Origin of the sequence: Streptomyces pimonensis, assembly GCF_041380215.1 — a bacterium.
Lineage (GTDB): Bacteria > Actinomycetota > Actinomycetes > Streptomycetales > Streptomycetaceae > Streptomyces > Streptomyces pimonensis.
The window spans coordinates 106,359-128,119 of the sequence record NZ_JAHWZY010000004.1 but is presented as its reverse complement, the minus strand read 5'-3'; the positions used below and the strand labels follow the sequence as shown (position 1 = coordinate 128,119).

Below are 21,761 nucleotides of genomic sequence, written 5' to 3'. Positions count from 1 at the left end.
ACTGACCGTCGTGCACGGACGTGACGAAATCGACCGGGAGTGTGAGGGGAATCGCATGGAGTCTCCGGTGTTCGAGGAGATCGATCCGGCGGACGATTGCGACTGCCCCGGCTGCGCGCACTGGCGGCGTGTACTGCCGCATTCCCGGACCGGCCGCTTTCCCGGTCATCCGGCGGCGCACCGGACCGCTCTCGTGGTGGCCGCCGCGGCCGCGGTCACCGCGTCCGCCGTCCCGGCGGCCCCCGCCCCCTCGGCCCAGCGGCCCGCCGGCCCGGACGTTCCCGCAGGCGACGAGCCCGGCACCAGCAGCCAGGGGAAGCGTGCTCCGCTGCACGGCCCCAGGGGGCGGGCGGCCCTGCCCGTGAGCTCCGCGCGGGTGCCCGCGATCACCCGCGCGGACATCGTCGAGCGGGCCCGGAGCTGGGTCACCCGGAAGGTTCCGTACGGCGTGGCCTCGTACTGGTCCGACGGTTACCGACAGGATTGTTCGGGTTACATTTCGATGGCCTGGCGGCTGCCCGGGAACGAATGGACCGGGAGCCTCGGGAAATACGCCGAAAGAATTACCAAGGACGAACTCCAGCCGGGCGACGTACTGCTGTTCCATGATTCGTCCTCCCCCCACGGCGGATCCCACGTGGTCCTGTTCGGCGGCTGGACGGACACCGCCCGTTCCCAGTACGTCGCCTACGAGCAGACCCCTCCGCACACCCGCCGGAGGACCACCCCGTACGCCTACTGGAACAACTCCGCGCGCTACGTCCCGTACCGCTACAAGGGGGTGACCGGCCCGTCGGCGGGGGCGGGGGCGCCCCCGCCGACGGGCCGGACCCCGTTCCCCGGAGTGGCTTGTTTCGGCCCCGGAGCGGAGAACGAGTACGTCGCCGAACTCGGCCGGATGCTCGTCGCCCGCGGTGCCGGACGCTTCTACCCCGCCCCTCCCGGTCCGCGCTGGACGGACGCGGACCGCGGGGCGACCCGGGCGTTCCAGGAGGCCCAGGGGTGGCGGGGTGCGGCGGCGGACGGGCTGCCAGGGCCGCTGACCTGGGAACTGCTGGTGACCGGCGGGGGCCGGGGCATCCAGAGCGGAGGTTCCGCTTCCGTTGCTGCCGGGCTCTCGCCCACCCCCTCCTCGCACGGGGTGCCGGGCTATCCGGGCCGGGCGTCGTTCCGGCCGGGCGCCGTCAACGACCATGTCACGCGGCTCGGGAGGCAGCTGGTGAGGAGGGGGTTCGGCCGGTACTACACGAAGGGGCCGGGGCCGCGCTGGAGCGAGGCCGACCGCCGCAACGTGGAGGCCTTCCAGCGGGCCCAGGGCTGGCGGGGCGGAGCGGCGGACGGCTGTCCGGGCCCGGAGACCTGGCGGCGGCTGTTCCTCTCGTGACCCGTCCCGGGCGCGAGGCACCGCCCCCGCGCCCATGTCCCTCGAAGTGACCGGTGTGACGCATCTGGCGCGGAGGCTGGAGGCACGCATGACCACGACGACATCCCCCCTTTCCGGGAACGTTCCCGAGAACGTCCCCGAGCCCGGCGGTCCGGTGGACGGTGACGCGGCGGCCCCCCGGCCGGTCCGGCTCATCCACACCGAGTCCACCACCGAGATCCCCGTCCACCTGCTGTTCCGCGACGTCCCCGAGCCGGCGCCGGTGCGGCTGCGCCCGGCGGTCGTCACCCGCCGCACGGGCGAGGACGGGCCCGGCCCGGGGGAGCGGCCCCGTCCGCGCGGTCCGGCCGGCGGGCGGCCCGGGCCCGCCGTCCCGCGGATCGACCCCGAGCTGGCGGAGCGGCCCGCCCGGGTGCTGCCCGGCCTCGCGGGGGTGGTCGCCGGGGTGTGCGGGGCGGCCGGCTGCGTGGCCACCTCGTGGTGGGCGGGCGTACTGCCGACGGCGGTGGCGGAGGCGCTGGGGCCGGCTTCGCGCTCCGGTGCGGCGGGACTCGGTCCCGCGCAGTGGGCGGCGTACGCGGGGGCCGGGGCGCTCGGCCTGTTCGGGTTCGGCGGGCTGGCCCGCGGGCGGACCGGACGCGCCTGGGTGCTCGGGCTGTTCGGCCGCTACCGGGGGACCGTCCGGCGGACCGGGCTGATGTGGGTCAACCCGCTGCTGCTGCGCCGCCGGGTCGACGTACGGCTGCGGCACTGGCGCGGTGAGCCGCTGCGGGCGGCCGACCGCAGCGGGGTCGCGCTGCGGGTGGCCGTGCTGGTGGTGTGGCGGGTGCGGGACACCGCGCGGGCGACGCTGAGCGTCGAGGACCACGAGGCGTACCTGCGCGTGTGCGTCGAGGCGGCGCTGGCGCGGGTGCCGGTGGCGGCGCCGGGCGCGAGCGGGGGCGCGGTGGAGGCGGCGCAGGACGCGCTGACCCGGCTGGTGGCGGCGGACACCGCGCCGGTGGGGGTGGAGGTGTTCGCGGTGCGGCCGGTCCGGGTGGAGTACGCGCCCGAGGTGGCCGCCGCGATGCACCGGCGCAGGATCGCCGCGCTGGACGCCCAGCACCGGGCGAGCGTGCTCGGCTCGGTGGTGGACTCGGTGGAGGACACGGTGACCAGACTGACCATGCGGGGGCTGGTGGAGCTGGACGACTACGAGCGCAAGGCGCTGGTGAAGGACCTGACGGTGGCGTTCTGCGCGGGACGGGGGGAGACGGGCCCGTGAACGGCGGGGGAACGGACCCTGCGATTGGTATGGACATGCCCAGCCCGTGCCCATAATCTCAGACTTGGTCCAGACCTATCTGCACGGCTTGAGGAAACTCCCCCCACGTTCACCAGGAGCGGCAGCATGCGCGCAAGGACCCCGATGTACGCGGCCGCGGTGGGACTGGCCACGACCGGAGCACTCGTGCTCTCCTCCGGTGGTGCCAGCGGCCACGGCTACACCGATCTGCCGGTCAGCCGGCAGAAGCTCTGCCAGAACGGCTCGGTGACCAACTGCGGATCCATCCAGTGGGAGCCGCAGAGCGTCGAGGGCCCGAAGGGCTTCCCCGCCTCGGGTCCCGCCGACGGGCGGCTCTGTTCCGCGGGCAACGCGCCGTTCGCCCAGCTCGACAGCCCGAAGACCCCCTCGGGCGGCGCCTGGCCCACGACCCGGGTGTCCGGCGGCCAGAACTACACCTTCCGGTGGCAGTTCACGGCGATGCACGCCACCACCGACTTCACGTACTACGTCACCAAGCCGGGCTGGAACCAGAACCACCCCCTGGCCCGCTCCGACCTCAATCTCACGCCCTTCCTGACCGTCCCCTACAACGGTCAGCGCCCGCCGCAGACGCTGTCGCACAGCGGCCGGCTGCCGTCCGGGCTCAGCGGACACCATGTGATCCTCGCGGTGTGGACGGTCCATGACACGGGCAACGCGTTCTACGCCTGCTCCGACGTCACGTTCTGAGCGGCCCGGACCGTTCCGGCCCCCTGCCGGACACGTCAAAGGGCCCCTCGCTCCCGCGAGAGGCCCTTCCCGGTGCGCCGCCAGGGACTCGAACCCCGGACCCGCTGATTAAGAGTCAGCTGCTCTAACCAACTGAGCTAGCGGCGCATGACTCCCGCCGTCCGCTTCCGCGGGCGGCGACAGGGAAAATAGTACCCGGTCCCCGGGGGTGGTCCGCACCGGCGTCGGCCCGCCTGGATCGTCAGTGACAGCAGCACCGGGGCCGCGCTGCGGTTGAGCGTGTCGGCGGCCCGGCGCAGGCGGTGGGCGTGCGCGGCCGGCAGGGACAGCGCCGGACAGCCCACGGCGCGGTCGGCTCGTGCCTCAGCGCCACGCTTTCCCCGCGCTCGCGTACGGGGCCGCAATCCGGTCAGCGAATCCCCTCCACGACAGCCGTCGAGCGGCGCGCGGAAAGCGGGTGCTGACAAGATTGCGGCCCCCTCATCTGCGGTGCCGACCCTCCGGCACGTGCCAGAGGAATGTTCCACAACGTGGACCCCGGGCATCGGCCCGCTCACGGTCCGCGGCTACAGCACCGCGCTGAGGAACTCCCGCGTCCGGTCGTGCTCCGGCTCGTTGAAGATCTTCTCCGGCGCACCCGCCTCGATGATCCGACCCTGGTCGAACATCAGCACCTGGTCGGAGATGTCCCGGGCGAAGTTCATCTCGTGGGTGACGCAGAGCATGGTGATGTCGGTGGAGCGGGCGATGTCCCGCAGCACGTCCAGCACGCCCGCGACCAGCTCCGGGTCGAGCGCCGAGGTCACCTCGTCGAGCAGCAGCACCTGCGGACGCATCGCCAGGGCCCGCGCGATCGCCACCCGCTGCTGCTGGCCGCCGGACAGCTGTCCGGGGCGCTTTCCGAGGTGGGCGGTCAGGCCGACCATCTCCAGCAGCTCCCGCGCCCGCTCCTCGGCCGCGTCCTTGGACATGCCGAGCACGGTGACCGGGGCCTCGGTGATGTTCCGCAGCACCGTCATGTTCGGGAACAGGTTGAACTGCTGGAACACCATCCCGATCTTCTTGCGGACCTCGCGGACCTGCTTCTCGGACGCCGGGAACAGCTGCTCCCCGTCGACGGTGATCGTGCCCTCGTCCGGCTTCAGCAGCGTCATCAGCAGCCGCAGGATCGTGGTCTTGCCGGAACCGGACGGACCGATCAGCGTGACGTGCTTGCCGGTGTCCACGGAGAAGTCCAGGTGGTCCAGGACGGTGTGGTCCCCGAACCGCTTGGTGACCTGCTCCAGGCGGATCAGCTCGCCGGTGCCGCGCGGGCTCCCGGGCTGCTCCGGCTTCTTGTCGAACGGGGCGTGGGTGTCAGTGGACAAGGCGTCGCTCCAGGGCTCGCAGGACAAGGGAGGCCAGGTAGGAGATGACGATGAAGGCCACGCCGATCACCGTCAGGGGCTCGGTGAACTGGAAGTTCTGCTGGGAGAACAGCCGCGCCTCACCGAGCATCTCCAGCACGGTGATGGCCATCAGCAGCGGCGTGTCCTTCAGCATCGAGATGACGTAGTTGCCGAGCGCGGGCACCACCCTGCGCACGGCCTGCGGCAGGATCACCGCGGTCCACGTCCGGCGCAGTGGCAGGTTCAGCGCCGTCGCCGCCTCCCACTGGCCCACCGGCACGGCCTCGATGCCCGCGCGGTAGACCTGCATCGTGTACGTCGAGTAGTGCAGCCCGATGGCGAAGACGCCGGTGGTCAGCGCCGAGAAGGTCACGCCCCACTCGGGGAGCACGTAGAAGAGGAAGAACAGCTGCACCAGCAGCGGGGTGTTGCGGACGAACTCCGTCACCGCCCCGACCGGCCAGGTCACCCAGCGCGTCGGCGCCCGCATCAGCAGCGCCCACACCAGACCCAGCGCGAACGAGATCAGCGAGCCGAGGGCCAGGATCTGCAGGGTGACCAGCAGACCGTCCCAGAAGTGCGGCATGAAGTCGGAGACCGCGCTCCAGTCCCACTCCATCAGACCGCACCTCCCACGTGGGTCGTCTCGGGCCGCTTCAGCTCCAGGTCCGGCTCGCGGACCGGAGCCTTGCCGACCCCCGCCTTCAGTCTCTTCTCCAGTCCGCGCATCAGACGGGTCAGCAGGAAGGCGATCACGAAGTAGATCAGCAGGATGTACGTGTAGATCTCCGCGCTCTCCTGAAGCGCCAGGCGCACCAGGTTGCCGCTGAAGGCCAGGTCGCCCATACCCATGATCGACACCAGGGCGGTGCCCTTGAGCAGCTCGACCAGCAGGTTGGAGAACGGCGGGATCATCTCCGGCACCGCCTGCGGCAGCAGGATCAGCCGCATCCGCTGCCAGGGCGTGAAGCTGAGCGCGACACCGCCCTCGCGCTGGGCCGGGTCGACCGCGGCGAGGGCGCCGCGCACGATCTCCGAACCGTACGCCCCGTAGGTCAGGCCGAGTGCCAGGGTGCCCGCCCACAGCGGAACCAGCTGCCAGCCGAAGGCCGGGGGCAGCACGAAGAACACCCAGAAGATCATCACCAGCGCCGAGGTCCCGCGGAACACCTCGGTGTACAAGCCGGCCAGGAAGCGGACGACCCACAGCCGGTGGGTGCGCGCGACGCCGACCACGAAGGAGACCGCCGCCGCCAGCAGCGCGCTGAGGACGAGCAGCTGGACCGTCACCCAGACGCCGTCGATTACGAGTTCCCAGAGTCCCGCCGTCATCGGCCGCAGAGCTCCTTCGCGGTCAGATCCGTCATCTCGTCCTCGGTGAACCCGAAGGGCCTGAGGATGCGGAGCAGTTCGCCGCTCTCCTTGAGCTTGTGCAGTTCGACGTTGAAGGCGTCCCGCAGCTTCGTCTCGGTCGGCCGGAAGGCGAACGCGCCGCCGTCGACGTGCGGCTTGCCGTCGACGATCGGCTTGAAGGCCTCCGTGACCTCCGCCTTGCTCGACTTCTTCACCACCTCGCGGGTGGTGAGGGCGGTCCCGGCGAAGACGTCGACGCGTCCGGCCTCGACGGCGTTCAGGCCGGCGACCTGGTCGGGGACGATCAGGATGTCGCTCTCCTCGTACCCGGCCTCGACGGCGTACGCGATCTCCGCGTACCCGGTGCCGGTGGCGAACCTCGCCTTCTTCTCCACGACGTCCCGGTAGTCGTGCAGGCCTTTCGGATTGCCCTTGCGCACGATGAACGAGTCGAGCATCTGGTAGTCGGGGTCGGAGAAGATGACCTGCTCGCAGCGCTTGGGGTTGACGTACATCCCGGCGGCCACGACATCGAACTGCTGGGAGTTCAGCCCGGGTATCAGCGAGCCGAACTCGGTGGGCACGGGCTGTACCCGTTCCACGCCGAGCCGTTTGAAGATGACCCTGGCCAGCTCCGGCGCCTCGCCGGTCAGCTCGCCGTTCCTGTCGATGTAGCCGAACGGGATCTCGCCGGCTATGCCGAGGCGGACGACGCCCGCGGCCCTCAGCCGCTCCAGCAGGTCACCGCCGCCCGCGACCGTCGCCGTCGGTACCCGGGAACAGCCCGCGGCACCCAGTGCGCCGAGCGCCGCGACCCCCGCGAGCAGCGATCGGCGTGGGGGCCCGGAGGCTTCCCGGAATCGTCTCAGTGGTTGCAGTGGTGGAGCCATGGCGGCGCGGCTACCCGAAACGATGCGAGTTATTCCGGCCAGTTTCGGCCCTGCCCGGCGGCCGGGCAGCCCTGACCGGGCCGGACGATGGGGGGCACGGGGGGCCGATTCCCCGGGATCTCCCTGGTCGCGCGGGGCGGCTGCACGGCCCGCCCGCTCGACGACCGGGCGCCGCTCACCTGCGGGGCCGCCCGGAAATTCCTCCGGATGTCCGGCGGCGTCCACCACGCCGAGTGCGCGCGCCACGACGTCCACGCCCTCTTCCCACCCTTCGCGGAGACGGGACCGCCCCTGGAGAATCCGGCCGTCACCCCCGTCCCGGGCGGCCTGTGCCACTTCTCCTTCGCGGGGCCGGTGTACGTCGGGCGGCTTCGCCGGCGGGATCGCCGGCGAACGCGCGATGTGCGGGGCGATCAGCCGGACCGGCGCGCTCCCGCCGATCGCCGCCTCCGGCGCGCTCCTCGGGGCCCTGGTGGAGCTGGACGTGCGCCGGGCCGTCCTGGTCGCGCCGTGCACCGTGCCGGTCGCCCGGGCGCCGGAGGGCTGTGGCGCGCGGGCCGGCGTCGCGGTCACCGGATGCGCGTACGCGGGTCCGGTCCGGCGGATCCGGAAGGTCACCTACCGCGAGGCGGTGGACACGGCGCGGCGGCGCGCGGTCGGCTCGGCCCGGCGGACGCGCTGTTCCTCTGCCGCACCCGCCTGCCGGCCTGCGACGTCGTCCCGCAGTCCGAGGCCGAGGTGTGCACACCGGTCATCTCGGCCAACCAGGTGACCAGGTGGGCGGCGTTGCGCCGAGGGGGTACCCGAGCGGTGGGGCCGTATCAGGCGCTGATCGACGTGTCGGCGCGCTCCGGGGCCGTACCGCCGGGCCAGGTGCCCGGTCCCGTACTGCCGCACGTGCCGGAAGAGAAGCAGCAGGAAGGCTGGACATGACCGCACTGGGATTCCTCTATCCGGGCCACTCCGCAGAGGACGACTATCCGCGCATCGAGCAGTTGCTGGGCAGCGACGTCCGGGTGGACCTGGTGCACACCGACGTCGGTGAGGACGCGCACCGGGTGGACGTGCTGCTCCAGATGGGAGCGCCCGAGCGGCTGGCGGCCGGCCTCCAGCAGCTGCGCCTCTCGGGCGCCGAGGCGGTGGTGTGGGCCTGTACCAGCGGCGGCTTCGTGCACGGCTGGGACGGCGCCCACGAGCAGGTGCGCAGCCTCGCCCTGGCGGCGGGCATGCCGGCGTCGTCGACGTCGTTCGCCTTCGTGCACGCGGTGCGGGAGGCCGGGGCGCGGCGGGTCGCCGTCGGCGCGACCTACCCGGACGACGTGGCCCTGCTCTTCGCCGAGTTCCTGCGGGCCGGCGGGGTGGAGGTGACCGGGGTGCGCAGCTCCGGGGTCGTCACGGCGGCGGAGGTCGGCACCTGGGGCGAGGAGGAGCTGTTCGCGCTGGCCCGCGCGGCCGACACCCCGGACGCGGACGCCCTGCTCCTGCCGGGCACGGCCCTGCACACGATCGCCCACATCCCCGCGCTGGAGAAGGAGCTGGGCAAGCCGGTCCTCACCGCCAACCAGGTCACGGCCTGGGAGTGCCTGCGTCTGGCAGACCGCCGGGTGCACGCCCCCGAACTCGGCGCCCTGTTCACCCGGGAGCCGATCGTCCAGGTCTGAGGGCGGCCCGGCGCAACCTCGACCGATCCGCGGCGGTCCTACCCCCCGTGAGCCCCGCGCCGCACCCGGGCGCGGCGCGTCGGAACCAGGGAGTGAACAGCATGAGGACCACCGCCCGCCGTACCGCGCTGACCGCCTCCGCGGCCGCCCTCGCCCTTCTGGTCGCCGCTTGTGGCGGCGGGGACGAGAAGGGCGGGGACGAGGCGGCGAAGGGCGACGCCGCGGCCGGCGCTCCGGCCGCGAAGGCGCTGACCACCGCCGAACTGGAGAAGCTGGTGATCGCCCCGGCCGACCTCGAGGACCACAAGGTCGCCGAGCCGGGCAAGGACGACGTCCCCGACCCCGGCACCCTCTCCGTCGAGCAGGCCGAGTGCGAGCCCGTCGCCCAGGCGTTGTCGTCCGCGCCGACGGGCGAGCCGGCGGCGAGCGTCCAGCGGCTCGTCACCCGGGAGTCCGAGGCGGCGAAGAAGGGCATGCCGGACCTCACGGGGCTGACGGAGAAGGAGGCCGAGGAGGCGATGCTCGACTCCCTCGACATCACCAGGACGACGACCTCCCTCCGGTCCTACGACGCCGACGGCACGAAGCGGGCCCTCGACGCGCTGCGGGAGGCCGGCAAGCAGTGCGCCGGGGGCTTCGCCATGTCGGTCGACGGGGAGAAGCAGCAGGTCACCAAGGTCACCGAGGAGAAGCTCGCGGCCGGTGAGGGCGCGGTCGCCTGGACGGTGGGCACCGAACTGGACGGCACCCCCGCCGACACGAAGGTCGTCGTCTTCCGCCAGGGCGTCACGCTCGCCGGATTCTCGTCCTTCAACGTCGCGGCGGTCGGCCGGGGCGAGGCGTTCGAGCAGCCGACCGCCGTCATCGAGGCCCAGGAGGCCAAGCTCGGCTGATCCGTGCCCTGCCGTGGACCGGGCGGACGCTTCCCTCCCGGTCCACGGGGTCCGCGGAGACGGCGCCGCGAGGCGCACACGGAAGAACCCCGGCACCGCTCCAGCGGTGCCGGGGTTCTGTTCGAGCGCTGGGCAGGCCTTGCACCTGCATCTCCCCGCAGGAAGCGGGACGTCTTTCCTTGGACCACCAACGCGTGACCACTGTCGGGGGGCGACCCCCTCAGCGAGCAAGATGATCGTATCGCATGATCGTCGAGCGTGTACACCGGCGGGCGTCACGGGGCGGCCGGCCCGCGGGGGAATAACCGGGGACCGTCTCCTGTTACGCCGCGCAGCAACCGTCACACCCCACAGCAGGAGGCACCCCACCATGGCAGCAGACGCCGCAGAGGAGATCCGGGGCGCCGCCCACGGCACCGCACCCGTCCCGCTCTCCGTGCTGGACCTGGTGACCGTCGGCGCGGGCCGGACCGCGAGCGACGCCCTGCGGACCGGTGTGGACATCGCCCGCCTCGCCGAGTCCCGCGGCTTCCACCGCTACTGGGTCGCCGAGCACCACTCCATGCCCGGCGTGGCCTCCTCCTCGCCCGCCGTGATCCTGGCGCACCTCGCCGCCCACACCGAGCGCATCCGCCTCGGCTCCGGCGGGGTGATGCTGCCCAACCACGCGCCGCTGGTCATCGCCGAGCAGTTCGGCACCCTGGAGGCCATGGCGCCGGGCCGGATCGACCTCGGGCTCGGCCGCGCCCCCGGCACCGACGGGGCCACGGCGGCGGCCCTGCGCCGCTCCGACCGGCTGAACGAGGGCGCCGACGACTTCCCCCAGCAGCTCGCCGAACTCACCCGCTTCCTCGACGACGACTTCCCCGACGGGCACCCCTACCACCGCATCCACGCCGTCCCCGGCCCGGTGCAGGCGACCTCGCCCGGCGGCGTGCAGTCCCCGCACCGGCCGCCGATCTGGCTGCTCGGCTCCTCCGGCTTCAGCGCCCGGCTGGCCGGCATGCTCGGCCTGCCCTTCGCCTTCGCCCACCACTTCTCGGCCCAGAACACCGTCCCCGCGCTGGACCTGTACCGCGAGTCCTTCCGTCCGAGCGAGGTCCTCGACGCGCCCTACACCCTCATCGGTGTCTCCGCGCTCGCCACGGACGACGAGAAGGAGGCCCGCCGCCAGGTGCTGGCCGCCGCGCTCAACATGGTCCGGCTGCGCACCGGCCGCCCCGGCCTCGTGCCCACCCCGGAGGAGGCGGAGGCGTACGACTTCAGCCCGACGGAGCGGGAGTTCGTCGACTCCTGGAACGCCAACGTCGTCCACGGCACTCCCGACGAGGTCCGCACCGGCCTGGACGAGCTGCAGAAGCGCACCGGCGCCGACGAGTTGATGCTCACCGCCAACGCCCACGGCGGCGACGTGCGCCTGCGCTCCTACGAACTGATAGCCGACGCCTACGGATTGCCCACGCCCGCCTGAATTCCGGGCGTGCCCAGCAGCTCGGAGATGCGGTCCGGCGACACCGGGCGGGAGTACAGCCAGCCCTGCCCGGTGTCGCACCCGATCCGGCGCAGCCTCGTCGCCTGCGCCGAGGTCTCCACGCACTCCGCGGTGACCGTCAGGCCGAGCCGGTGGGCGAGCTGCACCATCGCCTCGACGATGACCTCGTCCGCCGGGTTCGGTGGGACGGCGGCGTGCTCCTCGTATTGGAAGCCCCGGACGAAGGAGCCGTCCAGCTTCAGCACCGACACCGGCAGCCGGCTGAGGTAGGCCAGGTTCGAGTAGCCGGTGCCGAAGTCGTCGATGGCGATGCGCACACCCATGTCGCTGAGCGCCTTCAGGACCTGGATCGGCCGGCCGGACGAGCCCATCACCGCCGACTCGGTCAGCTCCAGCTGGAGCAGCCTCGGTTCGAGGCCCGTCTCCTCCAGGGTGTCGGCGACGTCCGCCACCAGGTCGGAGTCCCACACCTGGCGGACCGCCACGTTCACGCTGACGAAGATCGGCGGCTCGTCCGGACGCTCCGTCTGCCAGACACGGGCCTGCCGGCACGCGGTGCGCAGTACCCAGCGGCCGAGCGGCACGATCGAGCCGTCCTCCTCCGCGAGCGAGATGAACCGATTCGGCGTCAGCGTGCCGAACCGCGGGTGGCGCCAGCGGACCAGCGCCTCCACGCCGTGCACCCGGTCGTCCTCCATGCCCACCAGCGGCTGGTACTCCAGCGCGAACTCGCCCCGCTCGATCGCCGGGCGGAGCGTGGAGGCGAGGGCCTGGCGGGTCACGCGGGAGGCGTTGCGCTCCGGGTCGAACAGCGTCCAGCGGGCCTTGCCGTCGGCCTTCGCCCAGTACAGCGTGGTGTCGGCGGCCTGCATCAGCGCGGTGGGCGTGGTCCCGGCGGCGTGCCGCTCCACCACTCCGATCGACGCGGACACCGACAGCCGGCGCCCGGAGAGGTCGAAGGGGGCCTGGATCGTGTCGAGCAGCGACTCGGCGAGGTCGGCGAGCTGTTCGGTGCCGGTGGAGTCCTCGACCAGCAGCGCGAACTCGTCCCCGCCGAGCCGGGCGACCAGCGGGGCGCCGGTCCTGCTCCGGCCCGCCTGCTGCGCGCAGTGCGTCAGTCGCTCGGCGACGGCGGCCAGCAGCTGGTCGCCGACGCGGTGGCCCAGGGTGTCGTTGACGGCCTTGAACCCGTCCAGGTCGAGGTAGCACAGCCCGATCCGGCCGGTGCCGCCCTCCTCGTACGACCCCGCGTCCAGCGCGGCCGTCAGCCGTTCGAAGAACAGGGTGCGGTTGGGCAGCCGGGTCACCGGATCGTGCGACCGCACGTGCCGCAGCTGCGCCTGGAGCTCGTGGTGGTCGCTGATGTCGGCGACCGACAGCAGCACGTCCCCGTCGTCTCCGGGCAGCGGGGACACCGTCACCCGCACCCACAGCGCGTGCCCCTCCGGGTGCTTCAGCCGGCGCGTGCAGCGCAGCCCGGTCCGCTGTCCGCGCAGCAGCTTCCGGTAGGCGTGCCAGGTACGGGCGTCGGAGGCCAGGTCCACCAGATCGGCGGCGACGGCGCCGGCCAGGGACTCCGGGGCGCGGCCCAGCAGGGTGGCGAGGGCCGCGTTGGCGCCGGTCACCATGCCCGCGCGGTCGACCACGGCCATGGCGAGCGGCGCGGCCGTGAAGACGGAGCGGTACGACGGGGGCGAGGGGGACGAGGGGGGCGGGGGTTCCGCACGCGGAGACGTAGCGATCTCACTCTCTGTGACGCTCGGCCGGTTGAGTTCTGTCGCGGGCGCCGGCCCTTCGGACGTTCCGCTCACCGCTCGCTCCCGCAGTGCACTCGATCGCTGTCCGTGCAGAAAGTCTCTGAGTCTCAGGAAAGTGTGCCGATCATAGAGGCCCGCGGCGGGCCCTTCCAGCCACTGTCCGGTCTCCAGGGTGGATCCGCATCCCTGCCAGACCGTTTCTGCCCGCAGGGGGACGGCTTATGCGGACCCCCGACCAGTTGTGACGTTCCGTGAGTGCGCGGAGTGTCGGTCCCGTCCGGTCTCGCCCGGATATCCGCGTTTCTCACTCGTCCGGTGCAGCCGAACAAGGCGCAGTATGACAAATCGGCACATTCTGGGTGCGATGTCCCGTGAAGCGTCTCCCGGAGGTCCCCGTGCCGCGTCAGCTCACCCCGAGAGGACTCGGCCGTGAGGCTCTTCGGCGACGGCCGGGGCGGCTGAGCCGATCGGGTGCACCGGATGTGCCGGGTGTGCCGGGTGTACGGACCCGGCTGCGCAGCACCGCCGCGATGTGCACCACGATGTCCGCGCTCGCGGCGACCTCGATGGTGAACGTCCCCTCCGTCGCCGAACCGTTCTCGGCGGCGCCCTGCGCCCTCACCCGCACCGCCGCCCACCACTCCGAGGGCCTGGACACCTGGAACACCGCCTACCCCCGCCCCACCCGCAGCCTGGACGCGGTGATGCTGTTCCTGTCCTTTCCCGACTCCCACCCCCTGACCACGCCCGCCGAACTCACCGCCGACCACTTCCCCGCCACCAGTCGCTTCTTCGAGCAGGCCTCCTACGGCAGGTTCACCCTCCGCCCGCACGCCCTGCGACAGTGGTTCCGGATGCCGCGCCCCTCCACGGCGTACGGCATACGGCGCGACTGGACCGTCGCCCACCGGTCCGCCTACCTGCAGGACGCGCTCTCCGTGACCGACCGGCACGTCGACTTCTCGCGCTACGACATCGTGTACTTCGTCGCCGACCCGGACGCGCCGGGCGTGGACTCCGACGCCACCAAGGTCGTCAACCTGGACCGTCCGCTGCGCGCCGACGGCGCCGACATCCACCGGGTCGTCACCGTGTTCGAGAACCACCCCCCGGACCGGCTCGTCCTCGCCCACGAGACCGGGCACGTCTTCGACCTGCCCGACCTCTACCACCGGCCCGTGGACGGCAAGGGCGACTGGGACACCCACGTCGGCGACTGGGACCTGATGGGCAGCCAGTTCGCCCTCGCACCCGACCTCTTCGGCTGGCACAAGTGGAAGCTGGGCTGGCTGGAGCCCCGGCAGGTGCGGTGCGTGCAGGAGGCGGGGCCGGTACGGCTGACGCTGGAGCCGCTCGGGGCGGGGCCGGGCACACCGGCGACGGGTGCCGCCGGGGCGCCGTCCTTCGGTCTCGGCCGGGGCGCCAAGCTCGCGGTGGTGCGCACCGGGCCCGACGGCGTGCTCGCCTTCGAGGCCCGCGGGCCGGTCGGCAACGACACGAGGTCCTGCCGACAGGGGGTGCTGGTGTACAAGGTGCGCAGCGGCACCCCGTCGGGACGCGGCCCCATCGAGGTCGTCGACGCCCACCCGCACACCGAGGCGTGCTGGGCGGACTCGGTCTACCCGCCGCTCGCCGACGCCCCGGTCGCCCTCGGCGAGAGCTTCACGGTGCCCGGGGAGTCCGTGCGGGTGGAGGTGGAGGGGCGTACGGCGTCGGGGGCGTGGACGGTGCGGATCAGTACGGAGTAGACACGACTGAGGCCCCCCGCTTGCGCGAGGGGCCTCAGTCGTGTCGTGCGCCGCCAGGGACTCGAACCCCGGACCCGCTGATTAAGAGTCAGCTGCTCTAACCAACTGAGCTAGCGGCGCCTGCTGACGTCGTAGACATTAGCACCCTGATCGGCGGGAGGAGAAATCGAAATCCGCACGGCCGCGCGGGCCGCCCGTACGGCCGCCCACAGCAGCACCTCCGGGCCCGGCAGCCAGGGACGGCGGGTGTCGGGGGCGACGAGCCAGCGGGAACCGGAGCGGGCGGTGGGCGAGGGGACGGTCACCGCGTCGCCGGCGCCGTGGCACAGCAGCGGAGGGACACCGTCCGTGCGCGAGCCGTGGGTGCCCCACTCCTCCCACTCCAGGAGCGCCGGGAGCCGCTGCGCCGTACCGGGCGCGGCGAACAGCAGCATCCGCCCCCGGAACTCCGCGACCGGACCCGAGCCCGGCCCCTCCTCCCACATCCGGTCCAGCATCCGGCGCCCGAAGAGCGCGGGCACGCTCACCACGTCGAAGACCACCCCGCAGGGCAGCACGGCCGGCGCGTCCGGCCGCTCCCCCCAGTGCGAGAGCGTGCTGCGCGGATGCGCACCCGCCGAGGCGAGCCAGGTGGCACCGTCCGGCGTGACGCCGCTGACGTCGGAGGCATTACGTGTGCTGCTCATGACGGACAGGTCTACCCGCCGTGAGGAAGCGGTTCCGCAGAGTTGTGGAAACCGGGGGCGCAGGGACGGAGAACGGGGTATCTTGCCCGCCCGGCATATGCCCGACTCATGCGGGGCCGACGTGCGCCGGTCCTTCTCCGCCCCGCATCAGGTTCCGGCCGAACTCGACCATCTTCTTCGCGTAGTCCTCGGTCCACTCGGCGCGCTCGGCGATGTCCGCCGGCGTCAGCCGGTCGAAGCGCCGGGGGTCGGCCAGCTGGGCCGCCGCCACCGCCTGGAACTCCGTCGCCCGGTCCGCCGCCGCACGGAACGCGAGCGTCAGCTCGGTCGCCCGCTCCAGCAGCGCGCGCGGATCGTCGATCGACTCCAGGTCGAAGAAGTGCTCGGGATCCGAGGCCGCCTCCGCGGGCTCGAACAGCAGGGGCGCGGGGCGTAGCCGCGGCTGGTCCCGGCGCGGAGTGTGCTCCGCCATGACTTCTCCTTCGTACGTCGCGGTCGACCCCCTCCGTCGAGCGGGCCACCGTCCATTGTCCCGCGCCCCCGCAAGAGGGCCTGAGGGCTACGCCCTCGGGCGCCGCGTGAATGGCTTCCCAGCCGTCCGGGCCGTATGCACGGGCCGCTTTCCCCGCAGGGGACCTCGGGGGCGCCGAGGCGGGCGGTGAACGCGGGGACCCACCGGCGCGGCCGCTCCCTCGCCGCCGACCACGAGGACGGTGGCTCCGGCGGCGGCGTGGGTGAGTCCCCTGAGCGGGGTGCGGCGCGAGAAACCGGTGTTCATGGGATCACTCCAGGGGTTCTCCCGGCTCGCCTGCGCAGGTACCCGGAGGCGCCGGCCGAGACGAGGGCCGCACCCGCCGGCAGGCACACGAACACGGTGACCGACGTCGGGACGTACTCCACGGTCGACCCGTCGGAGTACACGCAGGCGTTTCGGAGAGGCCAGTACTGTTGCTCGATGGCCGCCAGGCCGGCTCCGGCGTCGTTCCGGCCCGTGCACAGTTCGGGGAAAGGCCCTCCCCAGGTGACGGAGAACCAGCCGTAGCAGTACACCGCCACCGCCGAGGAGGCCAGGACCAGGGCGACGAGCGCGTAGATCCCGGGCACGGGCAGCGGCGGGAGGCTCAGCAGGATGAGGATCACCACGACGCCCACCACTGCGGTGACCAGACTCGCCGCCAGCAACGCGCCCATCAGGAACACGCGAGACCTGCCTCTCCTCCGCCTCCCGGTCCGCGGGACCGCGTGCGGCGTACTGCCCGACGGGGACGACGTTCAGCCCGGCGGAGGCGTCCTCCGAAGGCCGTACGCGTGTCCCGGGGACGGAGACCCGCTCGCCCCCGGGTCAGGTCCGCCACCCCACCCGGTGCTCCGCCAGGTGCGCCAGCACCGCGTGGTTCGCCTCCCAGCCGTCCGGGAACTTCACCAGCGTGCCCAACTGGACCGGTTCCGTGGACGGGTAGTCGTCCAACAGGCCGGTCACCCCCTCGCGGCAGACCACGATGCAGGCGTGGCGGTGGCGGGAGGCGAGGACGCACAGGCGGCCCGTCTCCAGGTGGAAGGCGGTGGCGTCGGGGCGGCCGGAGAGGGGGTGGAGGACGACCGTGACGTCGTACTCGCGGCCCTGGAGGCGGTTGGCCGTGTCCACGGTGACGTCCGGCACGCCGAGTTCCGTGAGCGCCGCGCGTACCGCCGCCGCCTGGTCGCGGTGGGCGGTGCCCACCGCGATGCGGCCGGCGGTGAGGGGGGCGGGGTCCGGTGAGCGTTCGGAGGTCGCCGCGCCGCCCCGGTCCAGCAGGCGGCGGACCACCAGCGCGACCGCGTGCACCGCCTCCGGGTCCGTGCGCGGGGTGTGGCGGGCGGGGAGCTCCAGCAGGCCCCAGCCGGACTCCGCCGCCTCGTCGATCACCCGGTCCGGGGCCGAACCGTCCGACGGGACGGCGAAGGAGAGCGCGCGGTCGCCGTGGTCCGTGCCGCTGCGGAACGGGGTGTACGGGTAGAAGGCGTCGGAGACCAGGGGCGCCGCCGACGCCGGGAGTCGCCAGGACACCGGCAGGCGGTGCTGCGGCAGTTCGGGGTTGTGGGCGAGCAGGGTGGTCACCGCCGACGCCGACGGGTCGTACGACAGGCCCGCCCACTGATCGCCGCCCACGATGGAGAACGGGTCCAACTGGCCCGGGTCGCCCACGAACAACGCCCGCTCGAACAGGTTGGCCACCGCGAGCAGCGCGTCCGAGCGCATCTGGTACGCCTCGTCGACGATCGCGTGCTCCCACGGCTCGACGCCCTTGACGTGCGCCCACTTCGCCGCCGTGGAGACCACCGCGGCCAGCCCGGCGAGATCGGCGGCCTTCGCCGACGTGCGGACGTTGTCCAGCGAGTCCAGCGCCTTGTCGTACGGGTCGGTGTCGCTGCTGTGCAGCCGGCCCACCGGCAGGTCGGGGCTCTTCTCGGCGAGGCGGAGGACCAGGTCGTCGACCTGTGCGTTGGTCTGTGCCACGACCATCAGCGGGCGGCCCGCCTCCGCCAGCTCCAGCGCCGCCCGCACCACCAGCGTGGACTTGCCGGCGCCGGGCGGGGAGTCGACGACGACACCGCGCGCGGCGCCGCGCAGCGTGTCGCGGAGGATCGCGTCGGTGGCGCGGGCGGCCGCCGCGCCGGGGTCGAACACGGCCTGCCGGGCAGGGGCGGTCACAGGACGTCCTCCTCGGTCACCGGGTCGGCGGGCTCCGGTACGGCCTCCTCACCGGGCGGACCGCCGTGGGTCCACGGGGTCTCCTCCGGGTCGGGCAGCTTCGCGCCGCCGCGCGGTTCGTGCTCGAACAGTGTGAAGCACACGCGGTCGCCCTTCTCCGGCACGGAACCTTCCTCCGGCTCCTTGCCGCGGCCCATCCTGTCCATGACGCGCAGGACGAGGAGACCGCCCTCCGGGCCCTCCTCGTAGCCCACGAACTCCACGGTCTGCGGCTTCCCGCCCAGCGAGCGGTAGGCCCGTACCCGTTCGCCGAGGTGCGGGCGGTCGTCCGTGCGGACGGTGACCAGCGGGCGCGGACTCGGGCGCCTGCTCTCGCTGTACGCCATCACCACGTCGACCACCTCGCCCGCGAACGCCTCCCCGGACAGTCGCCGGGCCGCCATCACCAGCGGGTCGTCGAGCGCCTCCTGCGCCTCCAGCCGGGCCTGCTCCCGCTCCCGCACGGCGAGCTTGTTGGCCGCGGTCACCGCGTCGTCGCGGCGCGGCTGCGGCGGTTCACCGGCCAGGACGCGGTCCCGGTGACCGGTGAACGACCAGCGGTCGCGCGTCCACCGCTCCTCGACGCGTGCGCCCTCCGGGAGCCCCCGCAGCAGGTCGATCCCCCGCCACACCGCGTCCCAGGTGGGTCGCGTACGGCTCTCCACCAGCTTCCGGATCTCCCGTTCGGCCTCCGTCAGCGCGCCGAGGCGGTCGTCGGCCTCCAGGCCGTCCTCCGCCGCCGCGAGCGCGCTGCGGGCCCGGTCGTAGCGCTCGATCGCCGGGGCGAGCAGCTTGTTGTCGAACGCCGGGTCGGTCGCCGGGCCCGCGGGCGGGCACACCAACTGGCCGTCGGCGTCCCGTGCCAGCTCGGCCTCCTGCGCGGCCTGTGCCCCCGAGCGCCCCTCGGGCGGGTCGATCCAGGCGAGCAGCGCCCCCAGGTGCTGGTCCTCCAGCGTGGACTGCCCGGTCGCCCAGTGCCGGGCCAGTACGTCGGTCATGGCCAGCAGCAGCGAGGAGCCGGGCACCCGGGCCCGCTCCCCGAAGTGCGTCAGCCACCGTCCCAGCAGCGGCACCCGGGGCGGCGCCGGGAACGGGGCCTGCGGGTCCTGCTCCGCCGTGCGCCGGAACCGCATGGACCGCCCGAGCAGCCGTACGAGGTCGACGCCGGCCCGGGACGGCACGATCAGCTGGGGAGCGTCCGCGCACAGTTCGACCTCGACCTTGACCCGCTTGCCGGTCTCCGGGTCGGTCTCGGAGCGCTCGGCGGCCTCCACGACGTCCGCGAAACCGTCGACGTACGGCAGCACCACGTCGGCCAGCTCGGCCAGGAACACGAACCGCAGATCGCGGTCGCGCGGCTGCGGCACCGCCAGCAGCCGCGGCGCGTCCCGGTCGGTGCCCACCAGCGCGCCGAGCGGGGCGCCCGCCTCACCGGCGGTGATGAGCGGGACGAGAACCAGGGGGCGTTCGGAGAGGTGCCGGTGCCGGACGGTGGCGGCCGGCTGGGCGCGACCGGTGCTGACGGCCTCGAGGCGGGCGAGGGTGGCGATCAGCGACAAGGGGCCACCTCCGGGGCGGCCGTTCCCAGCGCCTCCGCGCGCAGGGCCGCCGCCCTGCGCAGCGCCGCCACCGTCGGGTCGTCGGGGTCACCGGCCTCGCCGCGGGCCGCCGCCAGCACCTCCCCGATCGTCGTCAGACCGCCCAACTCCGCCCGCACCGGACGGCCCAGGCGGGTCACGATGTCCTGCGCGCGAGCACGTTCCCGGCAGTGGAAGGCCAGTTCGCACGCGGACAGGCACTCCGGCGCGTAGGTCGCCGGGACCGACTCCACGGCCTCGGTCAGCCGCTCGGCGGGCAGCTCCGGCGAGAAGCACGTGCCCTCGGGGAGCGTGCCGGCGATCTCCTCGATGCGGGTGAGCCGGTCCAGCTGACGGGCGGTCACCGCGCGCTGCCTGCGCACGTCCACGGCGGACGCGGTGGGCAGGTTGGAGAAGTCCTTCGGGCACACCAGCAGGATCCGGTGGCGCACGCGCGGGGCCGGGTCCAGCCGCGCGGCGACCTGTTCCAGGGCCAGCACGTACACCGCCGACTGACGTGCCGCCGCGCCGACCTTCGCCGGGTCCGCGGCGCCGTCCAGCATCGGGAAGGACTTGATCTCCACGACCGTCCAGCTGCCGTCCGGGTGCACCACCACCGCGTCCGGCTCCAGGAAGGCGGAGGAGCCCGCGACGTCGAGCGCGAGCATGGGGTGGTCGAGCAGCGTCCAGGTGCCGGGCGCCTCGGCGGCCTCGCGCAGCGCCAGCTCCGTACGGGCCGTGCGGCCCTGCGGACCCTGGGCGGTGAGGTCGGGCACGCGTGCGCCGGCGGGCGGTTCGGCTCCGCGGTCCAGCTTCTCGTGGGCGAGGCGCAGCAGTTCCGCGCCGCCGCCCGCCTTGACCTTCGCCTCGAACGCGTTGCCCCGCACGAACGCGAACTGGGACTGGCCGAAGGCCGACGGCGAGCCCAACGCGTCGGCCAGCGCCGCCTTGTCCACCCCGGCGCCGTCGAGGATCGCGCGCCGTCTGCAGCCCGGGTTGGCGGCGAGGGCTGCCAGGGCGCGCGCGTCCAGCGCCTTGGGCGGGACCTCCGGACCGCGCAACTCAGCGAGCCGGTGCCGGAGCGCCTTCTCCCGCGTCCGAGGGGGAGGCACCCGGTTCGGTCCCTGGTCCGTACCCCGGCTCGGGGTGCCGCTGCCGTGGAATTCGCTCACCCGCGGAAGTCTGGCATCCGGCACTGACAATCGGGGAACCGGTGGCGCAGGAGTCCGCCGGGACGGCCGAAGGGCGGGTCGGGAAAAGGGCCTTCGCCCGGTCCGCCGCCCGCATCACGGCGGGGGCCAGCAGCAGGCCGGCGCCCATGACGGCGGCGCCCGCCGCCGCGTCGAGGAAGTAGTGGTTCGCGGTGCCCATCACCACGATCGTGGTCACCAGCGGGTAGACGACGGCGGCCGTCCTCGTCAGGCGCGTGCGTCCGTACCGCCAGAGGATCACTCCGCACCACAGCGCCCAGCCCACGTGCAGGCTCGGCATCGCCGCGTACTGGTTGGTCATCCCGCCGAGCCCGCGCGGGGCGCTCGCCTCGCCGCCCCACCAGCCGTACGCGCTGTAGTGGGCCATCGTGTCCACGAAGCCGTGGCTCGCGTCGAGCAGCCGGGGCGGGCAGGTGGGCAGCAGGGTGAAGCCGATCAGGCCGATGAAGGTGGACGTCATCAGCCAGGTGCGGGCGGCGCGGTAGCGCACCGCGCGGGAGCGGAACAGCCAGACCAGGATCGCCGGGGTCACCAGGTAGTGCAGCGACGCGTACCAGAAGTCGGCGGGGACGCCGAGCCACGGCTCACGGGTGAAGAGGCGGTTCAGCGGGTGCTCGGCGTTGAGGTGCAGCGCCTTCTCGACGCGCAGGATCGCCAGGCCGTGGTCGACGGCGTCGGAGACGTCGCCCCGGACGAGCAGTCGTCCCGCCGAGTAGCAGGCGTACACCAGGAGGATGAGCGGCAGCTCCGTCCACCAGCGCAGCCGGGTCGCCGGGGCAGCCCCGGTGCCCGGTGTCTCGGTGTGCGGCATCCGATCGCTCCCCCTTCGTTCCCGCGCGGTGCTCCGTTCAGCGGCCAGCCACTCTACGGTGTGCGCGCGTCCCCCGTGACATGTCCTCGACCCTGGGAGACGTCGGGATCGCCCGCCGGGTTGCCTGTGACCAGGGTGCGCGATGATGGGGGAGTCCCGCCTGCGAATTCTCACCCGGAAGGT

At 73.2% G+C, this 21,761-nt stretch carries 19 protein-coding genes, 2 tRNA genes and 3 pseudogenes; 9 read left to right on the top strand and 15 right to left on the bottom strand.

Annotation, left to right across the window (positions count from 1 at the left end; genetic code table 11):
- Positions 1-55: 55 nt before the first annotated feature.
- The 3 genes from KYY02_RS06090 to KYY02_RS06080 all read left to right on the top strand — a co-directional run bounded on the left by KYY02_RS06090 (position 56) and on the right by KYY02_RS06080 (position 3,380).
- The gene (locus KYY02_RS06090) at positions 56-1,384 is read left to right on the top strand and encodes a peptidoglycan-binding protein (RefSeq protein ID WP_371236407.1); all 1,329 of its coding nucleotides are present in this window, start codon (positions 56-58) and stop codon (positions 1,382-1,384) included.
- Between the two features lie 88 nt (positions 1,385-1,472).
- On the top strand, positions 1,473-2,648 hold the full coding sequence (locus KYY02_RS06085; protein ID WP_371236406.1) for an SPFH domain-containing protein: 1,176 nt from the start codon (positions 1,473-1,475) through the stop codon (positions 2,646-2,648).
- A gap of 126 nt (positions 2,649-2,774) precedes the next feature.
- A complete protein-coding gene (locus tag KYY02_RS06080; RefSeq protein ID WP_371236405.1) occupies positions 2,775-3,380 on the top strand; it encodes a lytic polysaccharide monooxygenase auxiliary activity family 9 protein in 606 nt (201 codons plus the stop codon).
- Between the two features lie 73 nt (positions 3,381-3,453).
- Here the strand turns inward: KYY02_RS06080 and KYY02_RS06075 are convergent.
- The 6 genes and pseudogenes from KYY02_RS06075 to ehuB form a co-directional block, all read right to left on the bottom strand.
- Positions 3,454-3,527: transfer RNA gene (locus tag KYY02_RS06075), tRNA-Lys, on the bottom strand.
- Between the two features lie 89 nt (positions 3,528-3,616).
- A pseudogene (locus tag KYY02_RS06070) lies at positions 3,617-3,736 on the bottom strand (IclR family transcriptional regulator); the annotation flags it as partial.
- Between the two features lie 210 nt (positions 3,737-3,946).
- A complete protein-coding gene (ehuA, locus tag KYY02_RS06065; protein ID WP_371236404.1) occupies positions 3,947-4,747 on the bottom strand; it encodes an ectoine/hydroxyectoine ABC transporter ATP-binding protein EhuA in 801 nt (266 codons plus the stop codon).
- Positions 4,737-5,387 carry an ectoine/hydroxyectoine ABC transporter permease subunit EhuD gene (gene ehuD, locus KYY02_RS06060; RefSeq protein ID WP_371236402.1) on the bottom strand — a complete coding sequence of 217 codons (651 nt, stop codon included), beginning with the start codon at positions 5,385-5,387 and terminating at the stop codon, positions 4,737-4,739. The genes ehuA and ehuD overlap by 11 nt, the downstream gene beginning before the upstream one ends.
- Positions 5,387-6,100: an ectoine/hydroxyectoine ABC transporter permease subunit EhuC gene (gene ehuC, locus KYY02_RS06055; RefSeq protein WP_371236400.1), complete on the bottom strand. Its 714-nt coding sequence runs from the start codon at positions 6,098-6,100 to the stop codon at positions 5,387-5,389. Before ehuC ends, ehuD begins: the two co-directional genes overlap by 1 nt.
- A complete protein-coding gene (gene ehuB, locus KYY02_RS06050) occupies positions 6,097-7,011 on the bottom strand; it encodes an ectoine/hydroxyectoine ABC transporter substrate-binding protein EhuB (RefSeq protein ID WP_371236399.1) in 915 nt (304 codons plus the stop codon). The genes ehuC and ehuB overlap by 4 nt, the downstream gene beginning before the upstream one ends.
- An 87-nt stretch (positions 7,012-7,098) precedes the next feature.
- Here ehuB and KYY02_RS06045 point away from each other — a divergent pair.
- From KYY02_RS06045 to KYY02_RS06025, 5 genes and pseudogenes are all read left to right on the top strand, one after another.
- Positions 7,099-7,362: pseudogene (locus KYY02_RS06045) on the top strand (DUF3830 family protein); the annotation flags it as partial.
- 4 nt (positions 7,363-7,366) lie between these two features.
- Positions 7,367-7,944: pseudogene (locus KYY02_RS06040) on the top strand (aspartate racemase/maleate isomerase family protein); the annotation flags it as partial.
- Complete coding sequence (locus KYY02_RS06035) at positions 7,941-8,672, top strand: maleate cis-trans isomerase family protein (protein WP_371236546.1); 732 nt, start codon at positions 7,941-7,943, stop codon at positions 8,670-8,672. The pseudogene KYY02_RS06040 and the gene KYY02_RS06035, both read left to right, overlap by 4 nt.
- A gap of 101 nt (positions 8,673-8,773) precedes the next feature.
- Complete coding sequence (locus KYY02_RS06030; RefSeq protein ID WP_371236396.1) at positions 8,774-9,565, top strand: hypothetical protein; 792 nt, start codon at positions 8,774-8,776, stop codon at positions 9,563-9,565.
- A gap of 370 nt (positions 9,566-9,935) precedes the next feature.
- Positions 9,936-11,036, top strand: coding sequence for an LLM class flavin-dependent oxidoreductase (locus KYY02_RS06025; protein WP_371236394.1), 1,101 nt, complete (start codon positions 9,936-9,938; stop codon positions 11,034-11,036).
- Here KYY02_RS06025 and KYY02_RS06020 read toward each other — a convergent pair.
- The gene (locus tag KYY02_RS06020) at positions 11,012-12,868 is read right to left on the bottom strand and encodes a putative bifunctional diguanylate cyclase/phosphodiesterase (protein WP_371236392.1); all 1,857 of its coding nucleotides are present in this window, start codon (positions 12,866-12,868) and stop codon (positions 11,012-11,014) included. The two genes, KYY02_RS06025 and KYY02_RS06020, sit on opposite strands and share 25 nt — an antisense overlap.
- A 341-nt stretch (positions 12,869-13,209) precedes the next feature.
- Between KYY02_RS06020 and KYY02_RS06015 the strand changes: the two genes are divergently transcribed.
- Positions 13,210-14,562, top strand: coding sequence for a M6 family metalloprotease domain-containing protein (locus KYY02_RS06015; RefSeq protein WP_371236544.1), 1,353 nt, complete (start codon positions 13,210-13,212; stop codon positions 14,560-14,562).
- Positions 14,563-14,608: 46 nt separating this feature from the next.
- Here the strand turns inward: KYY02_RS06015 and KYY02_RS06010 are convergent.
- The 8 genes from KYY02_RS06010 to KYY02_RS05975 form a co-directional block, all read right to left on the bottom strand.
- A tRNA-Lys gene (locus KYY02_RS06010) sits at positions 14,609-14,682 on the bottom strand.
- Positions 14,673-15,248, bottom strand: a complete 576-nt coding sequence (locus KYY02_RS06005; RefSeq protein WP_371236391.1) for a bifunctional DNA primase/polymerase — start codon at positions 15,246-15,248, stop codon at positions 14,673-14,675. The genes KYY02_RS06010 and KYY02_RS06005 overlap by 10 nt, the downstream gene beginning before the upstream one ends.
- A 106-nt stretch (positions 15,249-15,354) precedes the next feature.
- Positions 15,355-15,720, bottom strand: a complete 366-nt coding sequence (locus tag KYY02_RS06000; RefSeq protein ID WP_371236389.1) for a DUF8844 domain-containing protein — start codon at positions 15,718-15,720, stop codon at positions 15,355-15,357.
- Positions 15,721-16,022: 302 nt separating this feature from the next.
- A complete protein-coding gene (locus tag KYY02_RS05995) occupies positions 16,023-16,448 on the bottom strand; it encodes a hypothetical protein (protein WP_371236388.1) in 426 nt (141 codons plus the stop codon).
- Positions 16,449-16,590: 142 nt separating this feature from the next.
- A complete protein-coding gene (locus KYY02_RS05990) occupies positions 16,591-17,940 on the bottom strand; it encodes an AAA family ATPase (protein WP_371236387.1) in 1,350 nt (449 codons plus the stop codon).
- A complete protein-coding gene (locus KYY02_RS05985; RefSeq protein WP_371236386.1) occupies positions 17,937-19,538 on the bottom strand; it encodes a hypothetical protein in 1,602 nt (533 codons plus the stop codon). The genes KYY02_RS05990 and KYY02_RS05985 overlap by 4 nt, the downstream gene beginning before the upstream one ends.
- Positions 19,529-20,668 carry a hypothetical protein gene (locus KYY02_RS05980; RefSeq protein WP_371236385.1) on the bottom strand — a complete coding sequence of 380 codons (1,140 nt, stop codon included), beginning with the start codon at positions 20,666-20,668 and terminating at the stop codon, positions 19,529-19,531. The genes KYY02_RS05985 and KYY02_RS05980 overlap by 10 nt, the downstream gene beginning before the upstream one ends.
- Complete coding sequence (locus tag KYY02_RS05975; RefSeq protein WP_371236384.1) at positions 20,619-21,578, bottom strand: phosphatase PAP2 family protein; 960 nt, start codon at positions 21,576-21,578, stop codon at positions 20,619-20,621. The genes KYY02_RS05980 and KYY02_RS05975 overlap by 50 nt, the downstream gene beginning before the upstream one ends.
- Positions 21,579-21,761 lie beyond the last annotated feature (183 nt).